The organism is Micromonospora sp. WMMD734 (assembly GCF_049178975.1).
GTDB classification, from domain to species: Bacteria; Actinomycetota; Actinomycetes; order Mycobacteriales; family Micromonosporaceae; genus Micromonospora; species Micromonospora wenchangensis.
This window is the reverse complement of the sequence record NZ_JBMHMK010000001.1, coordinates 6580224-6602352: the sequence shown is the minus strand read 5'-3', so window position 1 is coordinate 6602352 and position 22129 is coordinate 6580224. Positions and strand designations below refer to the sequence as shown.

Below are 22129 nucleotides of genomic sequence, written 5' to 3'. Positions count from 1 at the left end.
GTGAGATTCGCGTCCCGAAACCGCCGTCAGCATCGCGCTTGACCGCACGCCCCCGCATTGGCAAGGTTTTGCAGGCTTTCGCGCACACCGTACGGCACACAATCCCGTTTCTCCACTGAGGACGGACTAGCGGCGGTGACCGGGCCTCGCCCGCGCCGCACCTGGAGGACTGAGTTGAGCCCCATCCGCTCCGCGACCATCGTGGCGCTCGCATCGGCCGTGCTGGCCGCCACGCTCACCGGCTGCTCGTTCGGCGCGGCAGAGAAGGACAGCAGCCCGATCACCATCGCCGCCGACCTCGAACTCTCCGGTGCCGCCGCACCGGTCGGCAAGGCGTACCAGCGCGCCCTGGAACTGAAGGTCGACCAGTTGAACGCGTCCGGCGCCCTGGGCGACCGGAAGGTCAGGCTGGTGGTCAAGGACAACCGCTCCGACGCCGCCGAATCGCTGCGCAACATCGGCGACTTCAGCAACGACGCCACGGTCAACGCCATCATCATGGGCGGCTGCAACCAGTGCGCCGTCGACGCCGTGCGCACCATCAACGAGCGGAAGATCCCGACCATCGCGCTCGCCCCGTCCGGCACGGTCGCCAGCCCGGTCACCGAACGCCGGTACGTGTTCAAGCTCGCGCCGAACGCGGCCGACAACGCTTCCGCGCTCACCGCCGAACTGCGGCGACGCGGGATCACCGAGGTCGGCGTCCTGCACAGCGACGACGACTACGGCCGCGAGGGTCTGACCGCGCTGGACGCCGAGTTCGGCAAGACCACCATCAAGCGGGTGCGCGCCGAGGCGGTCCGCACCACCGACACCGAACTGGCCGCACCGGTGCGCCGGCTGACCAACCGCGACCCCGCCGCCCTGATCATCTGGACCCCGCCGGAGCAGGCCACCCTCGCCGCCACCGCCGCCGACCAGTCCGGCTACGGCGGGTCGCTCTTCTTCGACGCCGCCGCCGCCGGTGACCTCTTCCTGGGCGGTTCCGGCCAGGCCACCGAACGGGCCACGATGATCTTCACGCAGACCATGGTGATCGACGACGTCATCGCCACCACCCCGGCCAAGGCCGCCCGCCGGCAGTGGTTCCAGGACTACACCGCCCGGTTCGGCGGCTACAACGGACTGTCGTCGTTCGCCGCCGACGCCGTGCAGCTGATCGCCGACTCGGCGCTGCGCTCCGGCGGCCCCGACGGCAAGGTCAACCGGGACGGCCTGCGCGACGTGCTGGAGACGTCCCAGTTGGACGGTCTGTCCGGGCCGATCCGGATGACCCCGGACAACCACTCCGGCCTGATGCCGCAGGCGCTGACCACGCTCGTCGCGCGCGGTGGGCGGTGGCGGCTGGCGGGCTGACCACCACACGCTGACGGGCCGGCCCCCAGGTGGGGTCGGCCCGTCAGTGGCGTCGGGGGTCGCCCCGGAGCGGGTCAGCGGGCCGACGTGGTGGCCCGGACCCAGGGCAGGGCCAGCCGCTCCACCAGGGACAACGCCGAATAGAGGAGGATGCTCATGGCGGCGATCAGCACGATCGCCGCCCACGCGGTCGCCGTGTCGCCGACGCCGTTGTACTGGAGGATCTGGTAGCCCAGACCCGGCTTGTCGGAGTAGAACTCCCCGATCACCGCGCCGATCGCGGCCAGCGGCATCGCCACCTTCAACCCGACGAAGATCTGCGGCAGCGCGGCCGGGAACCGGACCTTGCGGAACGACTGCCACCAGGAGGCGTTCAACGACCGGGCCAGCTCGGCCAGGTCCGCCGGGGTGGTGGTCAGGCCGGTGGCGGTGGAGAGCACGATCGGGAAGAAGCAGAGCAGGAACACCATGGTCAGGATCGGCTTGGTCCCCCAGCCGACCGAGACCACCAGCAGCGGCCCCAACGCGATCTTCGGGACCGCGTTGATCGCCACCAGCAGCGGGGCGAACATCCGCTCGACCCGCCGGGAGGCGGCCAGCGTCATCCCGATCAGCACCCCGGCGACCGCCGACAGCAGGAAGCCGAGCACCGTCATCAGGGTGGTCGTGCCCAGCGCCGGGAGGAGCACGTCCGCCGACGCGGTCAGTGAACTCCCGACCGCCTGTGGCGGCGGCAGGGACGCCGGGTGCACCAGGTGCAGCCCGGAGGTGACCGCCCACCAGACGGCCAGCGTGACCACCAGGCCGAGCAGCGGCAGGCCGACCGTCGCGGGGCGCATCCGGGACCAGGGTGACCGGCGGGGCGTCGGGGGCACGGTCGGCACGGCGGTCGGTGGTCCGGCCGACCCGGGTACGGGACGGGTCATCGACTCCGTCACAGGGTCCTCCTCTCCTGCCGGCGCGTGGGCCGGCACACGACGGGGGTGCGCCCCACCGGTCGAACCGCTGGGTCGCACCCCCGTGGCACCGTCGGTGCCGGTCAGGCCTTCGGTACGAGGTCGAAGTTGATGATCTGGTCCGGCGTGATGTTCGACTTGAGCGCGCCGGCGCCCTGGAGGATGGCGATGCTCTTGGCGACCCGGTCACTGTCCAGGGTGCCGATGGCGGTGCCGGAGTTGCTGGAGCGGACGTAGCCGGCCATCAGCTGCAGCTCGGCAGCGGCGGCGGCCGGGTTGGTGGCGTCCACGTTCTTCTTCAGGATCGTGGCCGCCTCCTGCGGGTTGGCCAGGGCGTACTCCAGGCCCTTGAGCAGGGCTGCGGTGAACTTCTTCACCTTGTCCGGGTTCTCCTTGGCCATCTTGCTGGAGGTGATCAGCGCGTTGCCGTAGAGGTCCTGCATGACGTTGCTGTACGGCAGCACGACGGGCTTCTTCTTGGTGACCGCCTCGACGGTCGGCTGGCCGACGACGAACTGGCCGATCCCGTCCACCTGGCCGGAGGCCAGCGTGCCCATCAGGTTCTGCGCCTGGTCGTTGACCCAGGTGACCTTGGTGTAGTCCACCCCGGCCATCCGGGCGTAGGTCGGGAAGAGGTTGCGCACGACGGAGCCGGGGGTGTCCGCGAGCTTCTTGCCCTCCAGGTCCTTGGGCGTGGCGATGTTCTTGCCCTCGACCGAGACGATGGCGGCCATGGTGCGCTGCTGGATCGCGGCCACCGCCACGAAGTCCTTGGCCTGGCCGTTGCCGACCTGGAGCAGGCCGCCGGTCAGGTCGATCGGGCCGAAGTCGGCCTGGCCGCCGACGATGGTCTGGATGACCGCGCCGGTGCCCTGACCGGGCTTGATCTCCACGTCGAAGCCGGCCTCCTTGAAGAAGCCCTTGTCCTTCGCCACCCAGGCGTAGGAGTCACGACCGAAGTTGCCGAACGAGGTGAGGTAGGTCACCTTCTCCAGCGACGAGCCGTCGCCGGTCTTTGCTGCGTCCGCCGAGTCGGACCCGCCACTGCAGGCGGAGACCAGGGCGAGGGCGGTGGCCAGGGTGGCCGCGGCGACCGTGCGGGTCAGCCTTGTCATCTGTGCACCATGTCCTTTCCGACCGGGCGGTGTACCCGGAGGGGGTTGTCGGTCGGCGGCACGGCGTGAGGGGGCACCGAGCCGCCGTCGTGAAGGGACTCTTCGCTGGCACAGCGTACGAGACACCCACCGTCACCACACCAGGCGGATCGGGTTGCGGAACGGAAACAACTCCACTCCACCCCGGACAGTGAGCGGCCAACACGCTGGGGATATCCTTGTCGGATTCCTGACCGCCGAATCAGGGGAGACCGACGGCGATGATCCGACTGTCCGATGTGTCGCGTACGTTCGACGGCCGTTCCGGGCGGGTCGAGGCGTTGCGCGGGATCAATCTCGACGTGGCCGAGGGCGAGTTCGTCGCCGTGCTCGGCCGCTCCGGATGTGGCAAGTCGACACTGCTCCGGATGATCGCCGGGCTGCTTCCGGTCAGCGGTGGCGAGATCACTGTAGCCGGCAGCCGGATCACCAGGCCCCGCCGGGACGTCGCCATGCTCTTCCAGAAGCCGGCCCTGCTCCCCTGGCGCAGCGTGCTCGACAACGTGCTGCTGCCCGCCGAGATCTTCGGCTGGAGCCGGGCCAAACACCGCGACCGCGCCCGCCAACTGCTGGAACTCTCCGGCCTGGCCGGCTTCGAGAAGCGGCTGCCACACGAACTGTCCGGCGGCATGCAGCAGCGGGTGTCACTGTGCCGGTCGCTGATCGGCCAACCTCGGGTGATGCTGATGGACGAACCCTTCTCCGCCCTGGACGCGCTCACCCGCGAGGAACTCTCCGGTGAGCTGCAACGGGTGCACATGGAGACCGGGGCGACAGTCGTCTTCGTCACCCACTCCATCGACGAGGCGGTGCTGCTCGCCGACCGGGTGGTCGTGCTCAGCCCCCGCCCGGGGCGGATCCGCAGGATCGTCGACGTGGACATCCCCCGGCCCCGCACCCTCGGCCGCAACGCACACCTGGCCGACGTCGCCCGGGTCAGCGCCGACCTGCACGAACTGCTGATGGAACGGGACCTGCCGGCGACAGCCGGGGTGGAGGGACGATGACCGTACGGGTGGCAGTGTTCACCGAGCCGCACCGGGGCGCCAGCTACGACGACCAGCTCCGGTTCGCCCGGCTCTGCGAGGCCGGCGGCTTCGACGCGTTCCTGCGGGCCGACCACTACCGGGCGATGGGCGACGAACCCGGGCTGCCCGGCCCCACCGACGCCTGGCTGACCCTCGCCGCGCTCGCCCGCGAAACCTCCCGCATCCGGCTCGGCACCCTGGTCACCTCGGCCACCTTCCGGCTGCCCGGCCCGCTGGCCCTGATGGTCGCCCAGGTCGACCAGATGAGCGGCGGACGGGTCGACCTGGGCATCGGTGCCGGCTGGTACGAGCGGGAACACATCGCGTACGGCATCCCCTTCCCCGGCGTCGGCGAACGCTTCGACCGGCTCGCCGAGCAGTTGGAGATCGTCACCGGGCTGTGGCGCACCCCGGTCGGCGAGACCTACAGCTGGGCCGGTGAGCACTACCGCCTCGTCGACGCCCCGGCCCTGCCCAAACCGGTCCAGCAACCAGGCCCGCCGATCATCGTCGGCGGCCGGGGACCGAAGCGCACCCCCGACCTCGCCGCCCGGTACGCCGACGAGTTCAACATGCCGTTCACGTCGGTCGGGGAGACCGCCGAGGCGTACGACCGGGTGCGGGAAGCCTGCGACCGGGCCGGCCGGGCCGAGTCGGGGCGGGCGCCGCTGGTGCTCTCCGCCGGGATCGTGGTGGCGATCGGGCGTACCGACGCCGAAGCCCACCGTCGGGCCGCGCCGCTGCATGTCAAGAGCGCCCTGCCCCCGGAGGACCCGGTGGTCGGCTCCCCCGCCCAGCTCGTCGACCGGATCGGCGAGTTCGCGGCGATCGGTGCCACCCGGGTCCACCTGCGGCTGATCGAACTCGACGACCTCGACCACCTGGAGCTCATCGCCACCGAGGTACTCCCCCAACTGGACGGAACCCGATGACCGACGTGACGCACGACCTCGAACTCGGCCCGGTCGGCCAGGAGATCGTCTTCGAGAACGACCGGGTGCGGGTCTGGCACATCCGGCTGGCCCCGGGCGAGCGGCAACCGCTGCACCGGCACGACCACCCGTACCTGGTGGTGGCGATCGAGGGCGCGAAGAACGTGGTGCAGACGGTCGACGGCACCCGGATCGACGCCGACGAACCCACCGGCGGCGTGGTCTACCGGGACCCGGGTGCCGTCCACATGCTCACCAACGTCGGGGAGACGACCTACCTGGCCCGCCTGGTCGAGTTGAAGTAGTCGCTGGTAGAGCTTGGGTAACAGGTCGTCACGGGCACGCCGCGCCGCAGTGGCGATCGGGGGCACCGGGCCGTAACGTGCGCCACATGGCCTTTCGGACGTGGGGCAAACTGCTGCTCACCGCACTCGGGGTGAGCATGTTGGCCGGGGCCGGCCAGCTCGGCATCGCGTACGGCTTCGGCATCGTCCGACTCACCGGCGACTTCACCGACGTCAACCGCTGGCCGGCCCAGCTCGCCTGGGTCGGCTGGTTCGCGGTGACCGCCGCCGTGGTCGGCGCGGTCCTCACCGGCCGGCTCGCCCGGCGCGAGGGGCTGCCCGAGGGCACCCCCGTCCAGCTCGCGATCTCCGGCGTCGCCGCGCTCGGCGCGCTGGTCGTCGCCCCACTCTGCATGCAGCCCGCCCGGGCCGCCGACCTGAACGCCGTCGACCCGGTCTGGGCGGTCGGCATCTGCGCGGTCGCCGGGGCGGTGGTCGGCGCGGGCGCCGCGTCGGCCGTCCTGCTGCGCCCCCCGCTGGGCTGGAACGTCGCCCTGCTGGGCGGGACGATCTGGCTGGTCGCGCTCCTGTCGGTCGCACCGGCGGTACTGTCCAGCGAGCCGCTGCGCACCGTACGCCTGGGGGTGCTGGAACCCTCGTGGCTCGGACCGGACCGGGCACAGCGGGTGGCGATGCTGTTGCTGCCCGTGATCGCGCTGGTGGCCGGCGCGGTGACCGGTGGACTGGCCCGGCGACGGGGACACCCCCGGCTGATCGGCGGGGCGGCCGGGGTGGCCGGGCCGGTGCTGCTCGCCTTCGCCTACCTGACCGCCGGGCCGGGCGACCAGGTCGACCGGTACCAGCTCGCCCCGTACTACGGCGCGGTGATCGCGGTCGTCACCGGCGCGCTCGGCTCGGTCGCCGCCACTCTGCTGCGCTGGCCGCTGCTGCCCACCCGTTCCGCCCGCCGCAACGGCGAGACGGCGATCGAACCGACCGACATCCTCGCCCCGCTGCCGTCCGTGACCGACCCGGCCGTGACCGACCCGGCCGGCTCCGGCCCGGACCGGGCCACCCGGACCAGCACCGACCCGGCCGGCACCGTCCTCACCGGCTCCGAACTGGCCGGCACCGGCGGGGACGAGCCGGTCACCGTGGACCTGAGCGGGGTGGGGGGCGTCGCCGGTGAGCGGCGCGCCGCCACGCGCCCCCTCCTCCCCGACCAGCCGGACGTCACCCGCTCCCGGGCCGCCGACCGGCCCGCTGCCACCGCACCGCGGAGGGCCACCGTCTCCGGCGCCCCGGCCGACACCACGCCGGGGGTCGGCGGGGTGCCGGCGGTGCCGGGCACGGCGGGGTGGCCGTCGCCCGACGCGCCGGGCACCGGTCGCCACCCGGCCCACTGGGACTGGCCGGACCCCGCCGCCACGGTCGCCGACCGGCACGCACCCCACACCACGCCGGGCCCGGACCAGCCGACCGGGGACTTGACGCCAGCGGCCCCGAACGGGCCGGCCGGGCACGGAGCGGGTGCGACGTCGCCCGCACAGGCCGGGTCGGACCGGACCGGGTCGGACCGGACCGGGTCGGACCGGACCGGGTCGCCGCGAGGCCGTTCCGGCCAGCGGATGGCGGTACCGGCCGAACAGACCGGCGGTGAGGTCGGCGCAGCGGGGCCGGCAGGTGCCGGGGACGAGCCCGCGGCCACGCCCAAGCCCCGGGCGAAGCGGGCCAGCCATGCCCGGTCCACCGCGACCGGAGCTGCGGTGGTCCCCGCCGGGCCACCCGAGCCCTCGCCCGGCGCAGGATCCGGTGACGGCGGGGACGACCAGCCGACCGATGCCCACCGACCCGGACCGGCCCGAGCGACCCTGCCGTTTCCCGCACCCGCCGGGCAGCCGGGTGCTCCGAAGCCTGTCAGTCTCCGCTGGGAGCCGGAGGAGTCCACCGGCACCGCACCGTCGGAGGGTCCCTCCGTCGATCCTGACCAGGCCGATCCCGCTCCGGACGGCGGCAGCGCTCCGGAGCCGACCGGGAAGGCCCGCAGCCGACGGGGACTGTTCCGGCGTAACCGCTCCCCGCAGGATGCTCCGACGGACGAGGCCGACCGGACGTCGGCGGCGCCGGACGACGAATACGTCGACTGGGTCACCGGCCTGAGCAAGCCCCTGGCCGACAACGAACCGGACCGGGAGAGCGGCCGACGCTCACTACGCACCACCGGCCGCCACCACCACCACGACTGACCCACCCCACCCCACCCCACCCCGCCCCGCCCCCCCGATTTGCCCCGCCCCGCCCCCGATTTGCCCCGGTGATCAAGAGCTTTACGTCAACCCGCAGGCGAAACCTGACGCAAACCTCTTGATCAACAGCACCAAACCCCGACGAACCGGATATTTAGCCACCGACACGGCCCAGGGGCGCGGTGATCAAGAGCTTTACGTCATCCGCCGGCGCAAATCTGACGCAAACCTCTTGATCACCGGAGCAGACCGGGGTGGAGCCGGCAGGACGGGTGGAGCGGGGCAGAGCGGGTGGAGCGGGGCCGAGTCGTTGCCCGGGTCGCTCAGGCGAGGGGGAGGTAGACGCGGTTGCCGGTGGAGCGGAACTCTGCCGACTTGGCCTGCATGCCCTGGGCGGCGTACTCCTTCAGCTCCTGGGTGATCTTCATGGAGCAGAACTTCGGGCCGCACATGGAGCAGAAGTGGGCGGTCTTCGCCGGCTCCGCCGGCAGGGTCGCGTCGTGGTAGGAACGCGCGGTCTCCGGGTCCAGCGACAGGTTGAACTGGTCTTCCCAGCGGAACTCGAACCGCGCCTTGGACAGCGCGTCGTCCCAGGCCTGCGCGCCGGGGTGCCCCTTGGCCAGGTCGGCCGCGTGCGCCGCGATCTTGTACGCGATCACCCCGGCCTTCACGTCGTCCCGGTCGGGCAGCCCGAGGTGCTCCTTCGGGGTGACGTAACACAGCATCGCGGTGCCGTACATGCCGATCATCGCGGCCCCGATCGCCGAGGTGATGTGGTCGTACGCGGGGGCGATGTCGGTGGTCAGCGGGCCGAGGGTGTAGAACGGCGCTTCGTGGCACCACTCCTGCTGGAGGTCCACGTTCTCCTTGATCTTGTGCATCGGCACGTGACCGGGACCCTCGATCATCACCTGCACGTCGTACTCCCAGGCGATCCGGGTCAGTTCACCGAGGGTACGCAGCTCGGCGAACTGGGCCTCGTCGTTGGCGTCGGCGATCGAGCCGGGGCGCAGCCCGTCACCGAGGGAGAACGTCACGTCGTACCGGGCGAGGATCGCGCACAGCTCCCGGAAGTTGGTGTAGAGGAAGTTCTCCTCGTGGTGCGCCAGACACCAGGCCGCCATGATCGAGCCGCCCCGGGAGACGATCCCGGTGACCCGGTCGACGGCCAGCGGCACGTACGGCAGCAGCACCCCCGCGTGCACCGTCATGTAGTCCACACCCTGCTCGGCCTGCTCGATGACGGTCTCCCGGAACACCTCCCAGCTCAGCTTGACCGGGTCGCCGCCCACCTTCTCCAACGCCTGGTAGATCGGCACGGTGCCGATCGGCACCGGCGAGTTGCGGACGATCGCCTCCCGGGTCTCGTGGATCCGCTTGCCTGTCGACAGGTCCATCACGGTGTCCGCGCCCCACCGGGTGGCCCAGGTCAGCTTCTCCACCTCCTCGGCGACCGACGAGGTCACCGCCGAGGTGCCGATGTTCGCGTTGACCTTCACCAGGAACGCCCTGCCGATGATCGCCGGCTCGCACTCGGGGTGGTTGACGTTGAGCGGCAGCACCGCCCGCCCGGCGGCGATCTCGTCCCGGACGAACTCCGGCGGCAGGCCCTCCCGGACCGCCACGAACTCCATCTCCGGGGTGATCACGCCGGCCCGCGCGTAACAGAGCTGGGTGGGGCGTTTGGCGTCGACGCCGGCCAGCGGGGTGCCGGCGCCCCGGACCGGTGCGACGTCCCCCCGGGCGGCGATCCACGGCCCGCGCAGCGGCGGCAACCCCACCTGCGGGTCCGAGCCGGGGCCGGAGGTGTCGTACAGGCGCAGCGGCGGGTTGTCCCCGGCCAGCTCCACCTCCGCGAACGGCACCCGGACGTCCGGCCGGGACCCCTCGACGTAGACCTTGCGACGTGCCTGCATGACAGCCTCCCTGTTGGTCATCGGGACCAGCCGAAGTGGTCCAGCGGGCCGCGTCCCGCGCCCAGTTCCCAACCCCGCGCGCCGGTCAGCGCGCGGGTGACGTACTCCTTGGCGGTGGCGACCGCGACCGGCACCGGGTCGCCGGCGGCCAGCCGGACGGCGATCGCCGCCGAGAACGAACAGCCGGTGCCGTGGCTGTGCCGGGTGTCCACCCGGGGGGCGCGCAGCAGGGTGGTCGTGCCGCCGCCGGCCAGCACGTCGACCGACTCGCCGGCCGCGTCGACGTCGCCGCCGGTGACCACCACGAACTCGGGCCCGCCGGCCGCCAGGGCCTGCGCCGCCGCGACCATCTCCCCGACCGTGGTCACCGGGCCTCCGGTGAGGGCGGCGGCCTCCGCGCAGTTCGGCGTCGCCACCCGGGCGTACGGCAGCAGCCGCTCGACGGCCGTGACCACCCCGAGCCGGTGTCCGCTGGTGGCGACGAGCACCGGGTCGACGACGAGGTGCGGCAGCCGGCCCGCCTTCGCCGCCTCGGCCACCGCGTCGGCGACCGCCGGGGTGCCGAGCATCCCGGTCTTCACCGCCCGGACCGCGAAGTCGGCGAGCACGCTGTCGAGTTGTTCGGTGACGGTGCGCGGCGGCAGCGGCAGCACGGCGTCCACGCCCCGGGTGTTCTGCGCGGTGACGGCGGTCAGCACGCTGGTCCCGTACGCGCCGAGGGCGGCGAACACCTTCAGGTCGGCCTGGATGCCGGCGCCGCCCCCCGAGTCGGAGCCGGCGATGGTGAGCACTGTCGTCGGTGTCATGTCGTCTCCTCAGGCCGCGCCCCGCCGACCGGGATACGGTCCGTCGTCCGGCGGGTCGACGGGAAGGCGCTGGTGAGGGTGGCGGCGACCTCGGCCGGGTCGGCGGCCCGCATGATCGCGCCGAGCACCGCCACCCCGACCGCGCCCGCCTCGGCACAGGCCGTCACCTGCTGCGGGGTCTCGATGCCACCCAGGGCGAGGACCGGCACCGGGCTGAGCCGGACCAGCCGGCGCAGCCCGTCCGGGTGCAGGGGTGGGCCGTAGCCGGGTTTGCTGCGGGTGGTCCAGACCGGCGAGAGCGTCACGTAGTGCTCGGTGCTGAGCCGGGCCAACTCCGCAGCGTCGTGACAGGACCGCCCGACGAGCCGCAGGGCAGGCGGCGGGTACGGCCCGGCCGCCGGCAGATGCACCGCCCCACCGGCACCGCCCGGGTCCGGGCCGAGCGGGTCGGAGCCGTCCGAGCCGTCGTCGAGCGGGTCGGGGCCGGCGACGATCAGGGTGCCGTCGACCTGCGTCAGGGCGGCCCGCAGGTCAACGGCGAGCGCGGCCCGGTCGGCGCGGGGCAGGTCCTTCTCCCGCAGCACCACCCACCGCACGCCGCCGCGCACCGCCCCCGCGACCACGTCGACGAGGTCCCCGCGCGCCACCAGCCGGTCGGTCAGCAGCACCACCCCGTGCGGGGTGGCGGGGCGGGTCACAGGTCGGGTCTTCCGTCGTCGGGGGTGGAGGCAAGGGCGTGGAAGCGCCGGGGGATCCGCCCGGCGGTGTACGCGAGCCGCCCGGCCCGTACGCCGTACCGCATGGCGGTGGCCATCGCCGTCGGGTCGGCGGCCCGGGTGACGGCGCTGGCCAGCAGCACCCCGTCGCAGCCCAGTTCCATGGCGAGCGCCGCGTCGGAGGCGGTGCCGATCCCGGCGTCGAGGATCACCGGCACGTCGACGCTCTGCCGGATCAGCCGGATGTGGTGCGGGTTGGTGATCCCCAGTCCGGAACCGATCGGCGCACCGGCCGGCATCACCGCCGCGCAGCCGACGTCGGCCAGCCGGCGGGCCAGCACCGGGTCGTCGGAGGTGTACGGCAGCACGACGAATCCGTCGGCGACGAGTTCCTCGGCGGCCCGCAGCAGCTCCACCCCGTCCGGGAGCAGGGTGCGTTCGTCGCCGATCACCTCCAGCTTCACCCAGTCGGTGTCGAACGCCTCCCGGGCCAGCCGGGCGACCTTGACCGCCTCGGCGGCGGTGTAGCAGCCGGCGGTGTTGGGCAGCAGCCGCACCGCGCACCTGTCGAGCAGGTCGAGCAGGCCACCTGCGGTGCCGGGGGCGGTGTCGACCCGGCGCAGGGCGAGGGTGACCAGTCCGGTGCCGGAGGCCCGGACCGCCTGTTCCAGCACGTGCAGGTTGGCCGCGCCGCCGGTGCCGAGGATGAGCCGGGAGGGCAAAGTCTGTCCGGCGATGGTGAGGGGCATCCGGGTCACCCGCCCTGGGCGGCGCTGAGCACCTCGACCCGGTCGCCGTCGCGCAGCACGGTCGCCGGCCAGCCGCCCCGGGGGACCACCTCGCCGTTGACCGCGACGGCGATTCCGCGCCGCTGCCCGGTGACCGTGGCGACCAGGTCCGCGACGGTCGTGCCGCCGGCCAACTCGCGTCCGACGCCGTTGACGATCAGTCGCACGTTGTCCTCCTCAGTGGAACCGGTCGGCGGTGTAGGGGGTGAGCAGCGGGTCCGGCCGACCGGTGACGATCAGGTCGGTGATCAGGTCGGCGGTGACCGGGGTGAGCACGATGCCGTGCCGGTGGTGTCCGGTGGCGGCGAGCACGCCGGGCCGGTCGGGCAGCGGGCCGAGGATCGGCGCGTTGTCCGGGGTGCCGGGGCGTAGTCCGGCGGTGGCCTCGGTCAGCGCGTACTCGGCGAGTTCGGGGACGAGGTCGACGGCGGCGCGGAGCAGTCGCAGCACCGCCCCGGCGGTCACCTCGGTGTCGGCGCGCTCCTCGACGGTCGCCCCGAGCACCACCTCGCCGTCGGCGCGGGGGACGAGGTAGACCGGCTCGCCGTCGGCGTGCCCCCGGATGACGTGCCGGAAGCCGGGCGGGCGGTGATCGGGCGCGCGCAGCCGCAGCACCTGGCCCTTGACCGGGCGGACCGGCAGCCCGGTCAGCGCGGCGGTGCCACAGCCGGCGGCGACCACGACGACCGGCGCGTCCACCTCGGCCAGTCGGGTCACCGCGCCGGGCAGCAGGGTCGCGCCGGCCCGGACGGCGGCGGTCCGCAGCGCGTCGACCAGTCGGCGCGGGTCGACCTGGTGGTCGCCGGGGGCGACCGCGCCGCCGCGCAGCCGGGGGGTCAGCGCCGGTTCGCGTTCCCGCAGCTGCGACGGCCGCAGCGCGCTGATCGGCAGCCCCAACCCCTGCTGGTACGACCAGAGCCGGCGCGCCTCGGCCAGGTCGTCCCCGGTCAGCCCGACGACGAGGGTGCCGTCGGTGCGGTACCCGAACTCCGTTCCGGTGGCTTCGGCCAGCTCGGCGGCGAAGCCCGGCCAGCGGGCGGCGGACTCGGTGAGCAGCCCGGTCAGCTCCCGTTCCCCGAAGTACGCCTCGGCGACGGGGGCGAGCATCCCGGCGGCGACCCGGGACGCGCCGGAGCCGGGGGCCGGGTCGTGCACGGCCACCCGCAGGCCCCGGGTGGCGCAGCGCCAGGCGATCGCCAACCCGACCGGCCCCGCGCCCACGACGGCGACGTCGGGCCGGGTCAGCACGTCAGCGCCGCGATCAGTTCGGCGGTGACCCGGCCGGGGTCGGCGGCGGTGGACAGCGCCCCGACGACCGCCACCCCGTACGCCCCGGCGGCCCGCAGCGCCGGAACCGTGGCGACGGTGATCCCGCCGATGGCGATCACCGGCACGTCGACTGCCGTGACGACGGCGCGGACCCCGGCCGGGCCGATCGGGTCGGGCAGGCCGGTCTTGGTGGCGGTCGGGTGGCACGGGCCGACGCCCAGGTAGCTGGCTCCGGCGGCGACCGCCCGGGCGGCGGCGTCCGGTTCCCGGGCGGTCGCGCCGAGCACGGCGTCGGGGCCGAGGACCCGGCGGGCCGCCGCGACGGGCAGGTCGTCCGCGCCGACGTGGCCGCCGTGCGCGTCCACCGCGAGGGCGACGTGCAGCCGGTCGTTGACCAGGCAGGTCGCCCCGTACGGCACGCAGAGCGCGCGCACCCGTCGGGCCAGGTCGTAGGCCTGCCGGTCGGTGGTGTCGTCGTCGACCCGGACCTGGACGACCAGGTCGGCGCGGGCCACCGGCAGGGCGGCCCGCACGACGGCGAGCGGGTCGCACCCGGGGCGGGTGTCGGTGATCAGATGCAGTCGGCCGAGGGACGGCACGGCAACTCTCCTCCCTGCGCCGGCATTACCCGGATCAGGTTCGACGGTCGGGGGCTCTCAGCCCCCCTCTCAGCCCGGTGTACCGGGCTCCCGTGGGTCACGTGTCTGTGACCGTACGACAGATCCGCTGATCCGCCAAGGGGTGTTAGATTGATCCATGACCATCGATGCGTACGGTTGTGGGCTTGTATCCACATAAGCCGGAAAAGCGAGTCGCCGATACCGAATCGTTACATGCTCATGCCTTGCCGGAAACCAATCCAGCGGCGCTAATTTGTTCAACCGATCGACATTATTCCGGTGCGGAGCCTCGGCGTGGCCCGCACCTGATCGCCACTGGTGCGGACCTCGGCGGGCCCACACCGATCCGACCGGGGACGGTCTGCGGCGAGTCGTCCCCATGCCCCCACCACTGTCCAGCACGGACAAAAGGAGCATGGAGTGTCTCCATCCCGCCATCGCCGCGCACGTCGCGGCCCACTGGGTGCCGGTCTACTGGCCCTCTCCCTACTTGCCGGCGGCCTGATCGGCGGCACCGCCGCCCAGGCCGCTCCCGCCGCGGCGGCCCTGCCACAGGCCGCACCGGCACCGGCGGCAGCCGCCGCCGAACCCTTCTCGGTCCTGGTCTTCTCCAAGACCGCCGGATTCCGGCACGACGCCATCCCGGCCGGCATCGCCGCGATCCAGAAGCTCGGCACCGAGAACGGCTTCACCGTCGACACCACCGAGGACGGAGCCGCCTTCAACGACACCAACCTGGCCAAGTACCAGGCGGTGATCTGGCTCTCCACCACCGGTGACGTGCTCGACGCCACCCAGCAGGCCGCGTTCGAGCGCTACATCAAGGCCGGCGGCGGCTACGCGGGCGTGCACGCCGCCTCCGACACCGAGTACGACTGGGCCTGGTACGGCAACCTGGTCGGCGCGTACTTCTCCGGCCACCCGGCCAACCAGCAGGCCACCGTCAAGGTCGAGGACCCCGCGCACCCGTCGACCGCCGACCTGCCGGACCGCTGGTCCCGGTTCGACGAGTGGTACAACTTCCGCACCAACCCGCGCTCCAAGGTGCACGTGCTGGCCAGCCTGGACGAGAAGTCCTACAGCCCGGGTGCCGGCGCGATGGGCGCCGACCACCCCACCGCCTGGTGCCAGGACTACGACGGCGGTCGCTCCTGGTACACCGGCGGCGGCCACACCCAGGCGTCGTACACCGAGCCGGAGTTCCTCAGCCACCTGCTCGGCGGCATCCGCACCGCGGCCGGGGTCGAGAACGCCGACTGCGGCGCCACCAAGACCGCGAACTTCGAGAAGGTCACCCTCGACAGCAACACCAACAACCCGATGGAGTTGGACATCGCTCCGGACGGCCGGGTGTTCTACGCCGAGCGCGACGGCCGGGTGCAGATCGTGAAGCCGGACACCGGCAACACGGTCACCGCGACCCGGCTGGACGTGTTCACCGGCAACGAGGACGGCCTGCTCGGGTTGCGCCTCGACCCGGACTTCACCACCAACAAGTGGATCTACCTGTACTACGCACCGGCCGGTGGCGCCCCGCGCAACTACCTGTCCCGGTTCACCGTCAACGGTGACACCATCGACAAGGCCACCGAGAAGGTCGTGCTCCAGGTCGACACCCAGCGCAACACCTGCTGCCACGCCGGCGGCAGCATGACCTTCGACTCGCAGGGCAACCTCTACCTGGCCACCGGCGACAACACCAACCCGTTCGAGTCCAGCGCCTTCACCCCGATCGACGAGCGGGCCGGCCGGCAGGACTACGACGCGCAGCGCAGCGCCGGCAACACCAACGACCTGCGCGGCAAGGTGATCCGGATCCACCCGGAGGACGACGGCACCTACACCGTCCCGGCGGGCAACCTGTTCGCCCCGGGCACCGCGAAGACCCGTCCCGAGATCTTCGGCATGGGCTTCCGTAACCCGTTCCGGATCGGCGTCGACCAGAAGACCGACACCCTCTACGTCGCCGACTACGGGCCGGACGCCTCCGCGGCCAACCCGAACCGGGGCCCCGAGGGTCTGGTGGAGTGGAACATCGTCGCCACGGCCGGCAACTACGGCTGGCCGTACTGCACCGGCAACAACAAGGCGTACAACGACTACACCTTCCCGTCCGGGCCGAGCGGGGCGAAGTTCGACTGCGCCGCGCCGGTCAACGACTCGCCCAACAACACCGGCCTGACCAACCTGCCGCCGGCCATCGCGGCGACGGTGGACTACGGCTACGCCGGCGACCCGCGCTTCCCCGAGATCGGCGGCGGCGGCGCCCCGATGGGCGGCCCGGTCTACCGCTACGACGCCGACAGCACGTCGAGCCGCAAGTGGCCGGCGTACTACGACGGCAAGGCGCTGCTCGGCGAGTGGAACCAGTCGAAGATGTACACGATGCAGGTCAGCGAGGACGGCAAGACGCTGGTCGACATCAACCAGTTGCTCACCGGCATGCCGATGATCCGCCCGATGGACTTCGAGTTCGGTCCGGACGGCGCGCTCTACATGATCGAGTGGGGCACCGGGTTCGGCGGCAACAACGACGACTCCGGGGTCTACCGGATCGACTACACCGCCGGTGACCGCGCCCCCATCGCCGAGGCCAGCGCCGACCCCACCTCCGGGGCCGCGCCGCTGACCGTGAACTTCTCCAGCGCCGGGTCCCGTGACCCGGACGGCGGCACGCTGACCTACGCGTGGAAGTTCGGTGACGGGCAGACCTCCACCGAGGCCAACCCCACCCACACCTACACCGCGGCCGGCGACTACACCGCGCAGCTCACCGTGACCAACCCCAAGGGCCGCACCGCCGTGGCGAACGTGCCGGTGACGGTCGGCAACACCGCCCCGACGGTGACCATCGAGTTCCCGCCCAGCGGCGGTTTCTTCGACTGGGGCGACCAGGTCAAGTACACGATCAAGGTGACCGACCCGGAGGACGGCACCGTCGACTGTGACCGGGTACAGCTGCAGGTGCTGCTCGGCCACGACGAGCACGCCCACCCGCTGGAGCAGCACACCGGCTGCACCGGCACCGTGCAGACCTCGCTGGCGTCCGGGCACGGCGCGGAGGCCAACGTCTTCGCGGTCTTCGAGGCCACCTACACCGACGACGGCGGCACCGGCGGCGCCGGCCCGCTGACCGGTCGGGCGATCGAGATCCTCCAGCCCAAGCGCAAGCAGGCCGAGTACTTCACGGCCACCGGGCGGGCCCCGGGCAGCACCGGCGGCGGTGACCCGGGCGTGCAGAAGGAGACCACCACCGACCCCGCCGGTGGCGGCCAGAACATCGGCTTCATCGAGGACGGCGACTGGTGGTCGCTCGTCCCGGCCAACCTGACCGGGGTCGAGCAGATCCGGTTCCGGGTGGCCTCCGAGGTCCAGGGCGGCCGGATCGACGTGCACGCCGGTGCCGTCGACGGTCCGGTGGTGGCCACGGCCACCGTGCCGGGCACGGGCGGCTGGCAGCAGTTCGTCGACGTGACCGCGCCGGTGACGGCCGGTGCGGAGGGCGCGCTGTACTTCGTCGCCAAGGACCCGGCCGGTGGCGCGGGTTCGCTGTTCAACGTCAACTGGATGGACTTCATCGGACGGGGCGTCACCGACAACGCGCCGCCGCAGGTGACGGCCACCGCCACCCCGGCGACCGGCACCGCGCCGGTCACCGTGACCTTCACCGGCACGGCCACCGACACCGAGGGTGACACCCCGCTGACGTACGCCTGGGACTTCGGTGACGGTGGGACGGCGACGACCCTGAACGCCACCCACACCTACACCACCCCGGGCACCTTCACCGCCACCCTGACGGTGACGGACAGCCGGGGCGCGAAGTCCTACGCCACCGTCCCGGTCAAGGTGGACGCGCCGACCAACTCGTGCCTCGGCGCGCGGTCGGACGAGTTCACCGGCAACAGCCTGAACAAGGACCGCTGGTCGGTGGTCCGGGAGAACCAGCTCTACTCGGTCTCCGGCGGGGCGCTGCGACTGCCCACCGCCTCCGGTGACCTGTACGGCTCCCGGAACGACGCGACCAACCTGGTGCTCCAGCCCGCACCCAGCGGGGCCTGGCAGGCCACCACGAAGGTCACCGTGCCCGTCACCGCCGACTACCAGCAGGCCGGCCTGCTGATCTACGGCGACGACGACAACTACGCCAAGGTGGACCTGCTCTACGGCGGTTCGCGCAAGGTGGAGTTCATCCGGGAGACCGCCGGTACGCCGCGTAACGACTCGGCGGACGCCGTGGCCGCCCCGGCCGGTGACACCATCTGGCTGCGGCTGATCAGCGACGGGACCAACCTGACCGCGCAGTTCTCGACCGACGGCACCACGTTCACCCCGGTCGGCCGGTCCGCCGCGCTGGCCGGCATCACCAACCCGCGGATCGGTCTGCTCGCCCTCAACGGCGCCACCACCGCCCCGGTGGTGGACGCGGTGTTCGACTCGTTCGTGGTCTCGCCGGACGCCCCGGCCGGCCCGGTGGACCCGTCGGACGAGTTCACCGGCACCACGCTGGACAAGTGCCGGTGGAACGCGGTGCTCCGGGAGGACCCGGCCGCCTACCGGGTGGCCGACGGCGCGCTGAAGATCGACGTGCCGAAGGGTGACATCTACGGCACCAGCAACACCGGGCCGACGAACTTCATCCTCCAGACCGCGCCGAGCGGCGACTGGACCCTGGAGACGAAGGTCGACGGCAGCGCGCTGGCCGAGCAGTACCAGCAGGCCGGTCTGATCGTCCACGCCGACGACGACAACTACGTCAAGTTCGACTTCATCGTGGACAACCAGGCAGGTCAGACCCCGTCGCGGCGGATCGAGTTCCGTGGCGAGGTCGCCGGGGTGACGCAGAACCCGCAGCCGCAGGTCTCCAACCTGACCTCGGCGGTGTGGTACCTGCGGCTGGCCCGCGCCGGTGACACCTTCACCGCGTCGTACTCGGCCGACGGGCAGGAGTGGACGACGTTCGAGACGCTGACGAACACCGCCGTCGGGGCCACCCCGAAGGTCGGTCTGTTCACCCTCGGCGCGAACGCGGCCACCTCCAAGACGGCCTCGTTCGACTACTTCCGGCTCTCCACCAAGGCGGCCGACACGACCGCCCCGGTGACCACGGCCACCGTCTCCGGCACCCCGACCGAGGGTTGGTACACCGGCCCGGTCACGGTGACGCTGGCGGCGGCCGACGAGGCTGGCGGTAGCGGGGTGGCGAGCACCGAGTACCAGCTCGACGGGGCCACCACCTGGACCGCGTACACCGAGCCGGTGCAGGTCACCGGGGACGGCACGCACGAGGTGCGGTTCCGGTCGACGGACGCGGCAGGCAACGTGGAGGCGACGAAGAAGGTCGCCGTGAAGATCGACGCCACCGCGCCGGTCAGCTCGGCGTCGTTCGCCCCGGCCAACGACGACGGCTGGCACAACGGCACCGTCCCGGTGGTGATCACCTCCACCGACGCCGGTTCCGGGGTGAAGAAGCTGGAGTGGTCGCTCGACGGCGGCGCCTGGACGGCGTACACCACGCCGGTCGAGGTGACCGGGGACGGCACGCACGAGCTGCTGTACCGGGCCACCGACGCCGCCGGCAACGTCGAGGCGCTCAAGTCGGCGGTCGTGAAGATCGACGGCACCAAGCCGACGCTGCTGGTCTCCGGCATCGCCGACGGCCAGCTCTACGGTGACAGCCAGGACGTCCGGATCTCGTGGCAGGCGGTCGACCCGACCTCCGGCATCAAGACGACCTCCGGCGTGCTGGACGGCCGGGCGTACGCCAGCGGCACCCTGCAGGCGCTGTACGAGCTGCCGCTCGGCCTGCACGAGCTGACGGTGACCGCGACCGACAAGGCGGGCAACTCCACCACCTCGACGGTCCGGTTCTTCGTCACCACCTCGTTCCGGGACATGCAGAACCTGCTGGACCGGTTCAAGGCGACCGGACGACTCACCACCAAGGCGCACCGCCAGCTGTCCAACAAGCTGGACGCGGTGCGGGAGTCCGAGGCGGCGGGCAACGACAAGCGGGCGGTGCAGCAGTTGACCGCCTTCAAGGCGTTGGCCACCGACACCGCCGTGGTCACCGACACCGACGTCCGGGACGTGCTGGTCCGGGACGCCGACGCCATGATCGTCCGGCTCGGTGGCGCGGCCACCAAGGCCGGCGTCAAGGCGAACGACAACAAGTCGGTCGACGGGGCCGGCCGGCTCGGTGCCGACCCCACCCGGATCGCCGAGGGCGATTCGCTGTAAGGAGCACCACGGGGCCGCTCCCACCGTCGACACCGACGGTGGGGGCGGCCCCCTCCATATCGGAAGGAGACGTCGATGCGTAGCTTGAGAGCCCTTGCCGCGCTGGTCGTGGCGGTCCTGGTGGCCCTGCCTGCGGGCCCGGCGGCGGCGCACGGCGGGAAAATCAAGCTGACCGTGGCCGGTGACGGTGCCGGCGGGGTCACCGTGATGGCCGTGTACGCCGACGGGCACCGGCTGGACCAGCTGGTCCGGCTCACCCTGACCGCTGAGGGCGAGGGTGGCCGGACGGCGGGTCCGGTGCAGATCGAGCCGGCCGGGGAGGGTCAGGGCTTCTACAGCAGCGGCCCGCTGCTCTCCCCCGGCGACTGGCGGGTGACGGTCAGCGCCCCCGCCCCGTACCAGAGCACGGCGACGGCGCAGGTGCAGGCCCGGGTGGCCCAGTCGCCGTCACCGGTCGCCATTGAACGCCCGGCGGACCGGACCGATCCGGCCGGGGTGCGGTGGTGGCCGTGGCTGGCCGGCGGACTCGTGGTGGTCGTCGCCGCGGCGGCGCTGCTGTGGCGTCGTCGCCGGGTCGACCTCGGACCCGGGGACCAGCCGGCCGGTCTGGGCGGCTGACGCCCCGGCACCGGTTCCCGCCACCCACCGACGACCGATCGGCCCCGGACACCCACCGGTGTCCGGGGCCGAAGCGTCGGCCCTGCCAGGCCGGAACTCGTCCGGGCAGGTCAGCCTCCGACCGGCCCGGACCCGTCTCCCCGCCCGACCGTCGGCTCAGAGCAGGGCGTCCAGGGCGTCGAGGTCGTCGTCGGTGGGCTGCCAGGTGCCGGCGGCGGCGTTCGCCCGGACCTGCTCGGCGGTGGTGGCGCCGGCGATGACCGAGGCCACCGCCGGTCGGGCGGCCAGCCCACCGATGGCCACCTGGAGCAGCGTGAGACCCCGCTGCGCAGCGAACGTCTCCAGCGCCTCGATGGTGTCCCAGCGGGCGGCGGCGAGCCGCTCGGCGTACCGGCCGCCACCGGCGAGGCGGCTGCCGGCGGGTGGGGCGGTGTCCCGCCGGTACTTGCCGGTGAGCAGCCCGTTGGCCAGCGGGAAGAATGGCAGCAGGCCCAGGCCGAACCGCTCGCAGGCCGGAATGATCTCGACCTCGGCGTCCCGGTGGAGCAGGTTGTAGTGGTTCTGCGCGCTGACGAACCGGGTCAGCCCCCGGGTCTTCGCCGTCCAGTCCGCGTCGGCGATCTGCCAGCCGGAGAAGTTGGAGTTGCCCAGGTAGCGCACCTTGCCGGCGCGGACCAGGTCGTCCAGCGCGGCGAGCGTCTCGTCGACCGGAGTGTCCGGGTCGGGTTCGTGCAGTTGGTAGAGGTCGATGTGGTCGGTGTCGAGCCGGCGCAGCGACGCCTCGACGGCCCGCACCACGTACCGCCGGGAGCCGCGAACCCCGAAGTCGCGGCCGTTGCGACCGCCCATCGACATGCCGAACTTGGTGGCCAGCACCACGTCGTCCCGCCGGCCCTTGAGGGCCTGCCCGAGCAGTTCCTCCGAGCCGCCCGGCGGCTCGCCGTAGATGTCGGCGGTGTCGAAGAAGGTGATCCCGGCGTCGAGCGCGGCGTCGACCACCGCCCGGGTGCCGTCGATGTCGAGCTTGCGGCCGAAGTTGTTGCAGCCGACGCCGACCACGGACACCACGAGCCCGGAGTCGCCCAGCCGGCGGTAGGTCATCTCAGTCACGAGATCCACCCTATGCCGGCCGGACCGGCCCCGACCGGCGACGACCACGCCCGGTGACCGGTCGTGGTCGTCGCCTCACGTTCCGCGTAG

General features: G+C 72.5%; 17 protein-coding genes and 1 riboswitch. Of the genes, 7 read left to right on the top strand and 10 right to left on the bottom strand.

All coding sequences use genetic code 11. The features are described 5' to 3' along the window. Window positions 1-174: 174 nt before the first annotated feature. Complete coding sequence (locus tag ACN267_RS28855; RefSeq protein ID WP_204957721.1) at window positions 175-1356, top strand: ABC transporter substrate-binding protein; 1182 nt, start codon at window positions 175-177, stop codon at window positions 1354-1356. 74 nt (window positions 1357-1430) lie between these two features. On the opposite strand, the gene ACN267_RS28850 is transcribed toward ACN267_RS28855, so the two are convergent. Together ACN267_RS28850 and ACN267_RS28845 are read right to left on the bottom strand one after the other, a co-directional pair. Continuing rightward, a complete protein-coding gene (locus ACN267_RS28850; RefSeq protein ID WP_281902781.1) occupies window positions 1431-2294 on the bottom strand; it encodes an ABC transporter permease in 864 nt (287 codons plus the stop codon). A gap of 101 nt (window positions 2295-2395) precedes the next feature. Then, complete coding sequence (locus tag ACN267_RS28845; RefSeq protein WP_204957720.1) at window positions 2396-3427, bottom strand: ABC transporter substrate-binding protein; 1032 nt, start codon at window positions 3425-3427, stop codon at window positions 2396-2398. 260 nt (window positions 3428-3687) lie between these two features. Between ACN267_RS28845 and ACN267_RS28840 the strand changes: the two genes are divergently transcribed. The 4 genes from ACN267_RS28840 (at window position 3688) to ACN267_RS28825 (ending at window position 7956) form a co-directional block, all read left to right on the top strand. Further along, window positions 3688-4473, top strand: coding sequence for an ABC transporter ATP-binding protein (locus ACN267_RS28840; protein WP_204957719.1), 786 nt, complete (start codon window positions 3688-3690; stop codon window positions 4471-4473). Beyond that, on the top strand, window positions 4470-5426 hold the full coding sequence (locus tag ACN267_RS28835; protein ID WP_421490067.1) for an LLM class F420-dependent oxidoreductase: 957 nt from the start codon (window positions 4470-4472) through the stop codon (window positions 5424-5426). Before ACN267_RS28840 ends, ACN267_RS28835 begins: the two co-directional genes overlap by 4 nt. Beyond that, window positions 5423-5731 carry a cupin gene (locus tag ACN267_RS28830; RefSeq protein WP_204957717.1) on the top strand — a complete coding sequence of 103 codons (309 nt, stop codon included), beginning with the start codon at window positions 5423-5425 and terminating at the stop codon, window positions 5729-5731. Before ACN267_RS28835 ends, ACN267_RS28830 begins: the two co-directional genes overlap by 4 nt. An 86-nt stretch (window positions 5732-5817) precedes the next feature. After that, window positions 5818-7956 (top strand): hypothetical protein, encoded by a 2139-nt coding sequence (locus ACN267_RS28825; RefSeq protein WP_421490066.1) that lies wholly within the window; start codon window positions 5818-5820, stop codon window positions 7954-7956. A gap of 323 nt (window positions 7957-8279) precedes the next feature. Here ACN267_RS28825 and thiC read toward each other — a convergent pair whose 3' ends face one another. The 7 genes from thiC to thiE all read right to left on the bottom strand — a co-directional run bounded on the left by thiC (window position 8280) and on the right by thiE (window position 14050). Next, window positions 8280-9872 carry a phosphomethylpyrimidine synthase ThiC gene (thiC, locus tag ACN267_RS28820; protein ID WP_421490065.1) on the bottom strand — a complete coding sequence of 531 codons (1593 nt, stop codon included), beginning with the start codon at window positions 9870-9872 and terminating at the stop codon, window positions 8280-8282. Between the two features lie 17 nt (window positions 9873-9889). Continuing rightward, the gene (gene thiD, locus ACN267_RS28815) at window positions 9890-10678 is read right to left on the bottom strand and encodes a bifunctional hydroxymethylpyrimidine kinase/phosphomethylpyrimidine kinase (RefSeq protein ID WP_421490064.1); all 789 of its coding nucleotides are present in this window, start codon (window positions 10676-10678) and stop codon (window positions 9890-9892) included. Further along, entirely contained in the window at window positions 10675-11376 is a 702-nt protein-coding gene (locus ACN267_RS28810) for a thiamine phosphate synthase (protein WP_421490063.1), read from the bottom strand. Before ACN267_RS28810 ends, thiD begins: the two co-directional genes overlap by 4 nt. After that, a complete protein-coding gene (locus tag ACN267_RS28805; RefSeq protein ID WP_421490062.1) occupies window positions 11373-12143 on the bottom strand; it encodes a thiazole synthase in 771 nt (256 codons plus the stop codon). Before ACN267_RS28805 ends, ACN267_RS28810 begins: the two co-directional genes overlap by 4 nt. A gap of 5 nt (window positions 12144-12148) precedes the next feature. Further along, the gene (thiS, locus tag ACN267_RS28800; protein ID WP_204957712.1) at window positions 12149-12349 is read right to left on the bottom strand and encodes a sulfur carrier protein ThiS; all 201 of its coding nucleotides are present in this window, start codon (window positions 12347-12349) and stop codon (window positions 12149-12151) included. 10 nt (window positions 12350-12359) lie between these two features. Beyond that, on the bottom strand, window positions 12360-13430 hold the full coding sequence (gene thiO / locus ACN267_RS28795; RefSeq protein WP_421490061.1) for a glycine oxidase ThiO: 1071 nt from the start codon (window positions 13428-13430) through the stop codon (window positions 12360-12362). Then, window positions 13424-14050: a thiamine phosphate synthase gene (thiE, locus tag ACN267_RS28790; protein ID WP_204957710.1), complete on the bottom strand. Its 627-nt coding sequence runs from the start codon at window positions 14048-14050 to the stop codon at window positions 13424-13426. Before thiE ends, thiO begins: the two co-directional genes overlap by 7 nt. Then, a riboswitch (TPP riboswitch) is annotated at window positions 14045-14154 on the bottom strand. It overlaps the preceding gene by 6 nt. Before the next feature lie 337 nt (window positions 14155-14491). Here thiE and ACN267_RS28785 point away from each other — a divergent pair. Together ACN267_RS28785 and ACN267_RS28780 are read left to right on the top strand one after the other, a co-directional pair. After that, window positions 14492-20311, top strand: coding sequence for a ThuA domain-containing protein (locus tag ACN267_RS28785; protein ID WP_421490060.1), 5820 nt, complete (start codon window positions 14492-14494; stop codon window positions 20309-20311). Window positions 20312-20386: 75 nt separating this feature from the next. Then, the gene (locus tag ACN267_RS28780) at window positions 20387-20929 is read left to right on the top strand and encodes a hypothetical protein (protein ID WP_204957708.1); all 543 of its coding nucleotides are present in this window, start codon (window positions 20387-20389) and stop codon (window positions 20927-20929) included. A gap of 156 nt (window positions 20930-21085) precedes the next feature. On the opposite strand, the gene ACN267_RS28775 is transcribed toward ACN267_RS28780, so the two are convergent. After that, on the bottom strand, window positions 21086-22048 hold the full coding sequence (locus ACN267_RS28775; protein WP_204957707.1) for an aldo/keto reductase: 963 nt from the start codon (window positions 22046-22048) through the stop codon (window positions 21086-21088). Window positions 22049-22129: the final 81 nt, after the last annotated feature.

What these genes read in the sequence shown, in the direction of transcription:
- ACN267_RS28835 (WP_421490067.1), top strand. Translation starts at nt 4,470, where the DNA reads ATGACCGTACGGGTGGCAGTGTTCACCGAGCCGCACCGGGGCGCCAGC.
- thiC (WP_421490065.1), bottom strand. Translation starts at nt 9,872, where the DNA reads ATGCAGGCACGTCGCAAGGTCTACGTCGAGGGGTCCCGGCCGGACGTC.
- ACN267_RS28845 (WP_204957720.1), bottom strand. Translation starts at nt 3,427, where the DNA reads ATGACAAGGCTGACCCGCACGGTCGCCGCGGCCACCCTGGCCACCGCC.
- ACN267_RS28780 (WP_204957708.1), top strand. Translation starts at nt 20,387, where the DNA reads ATGCGTAGCTTGAGAGCCCTTGCCGCGCTGGTCGTGGCGGTCCTGGTG.
- ACN267_RS28805 (WP_421490062.1), bottom strand. Translation starts at nt 12,143, where the DNA reads ATGCCCCTCACCATCGCCGGACAGACTTTGCCCTCCCGGCTCATCCTC.
- thiD (WP_421490064.1), bottom strand. Translation starts at nt 10,678, where the DNA reads ATGACACCGACGACAGTGCTCACCATCGCCGGCTCCGACTCGGGGGGC.
- ACN267_RS28825 (WP_421490066.1), top strand. Translation starts at nt 5,818, where the DNA reads ATGGCCTTTCGGACGTGGGGCAAACTGCTGCTCACCGCACTCGGGGTG.
- ACN267_RS28830 (WP_204957717.1), top strand. Translation starts at nt 5,423, where the DNA reads ATGACCGACGTGACGCACGACCTCGAACTCGGCCCGGTCGGCCAGGAG.
- ACN267_RS28840 (WP_204957719.1), top strand. Translation starts at nt 3,688, where the DNA reads ATGATCCGACTGTCCGATGTGTCGCGTACGTTCGACGGCCGTTCCGGG.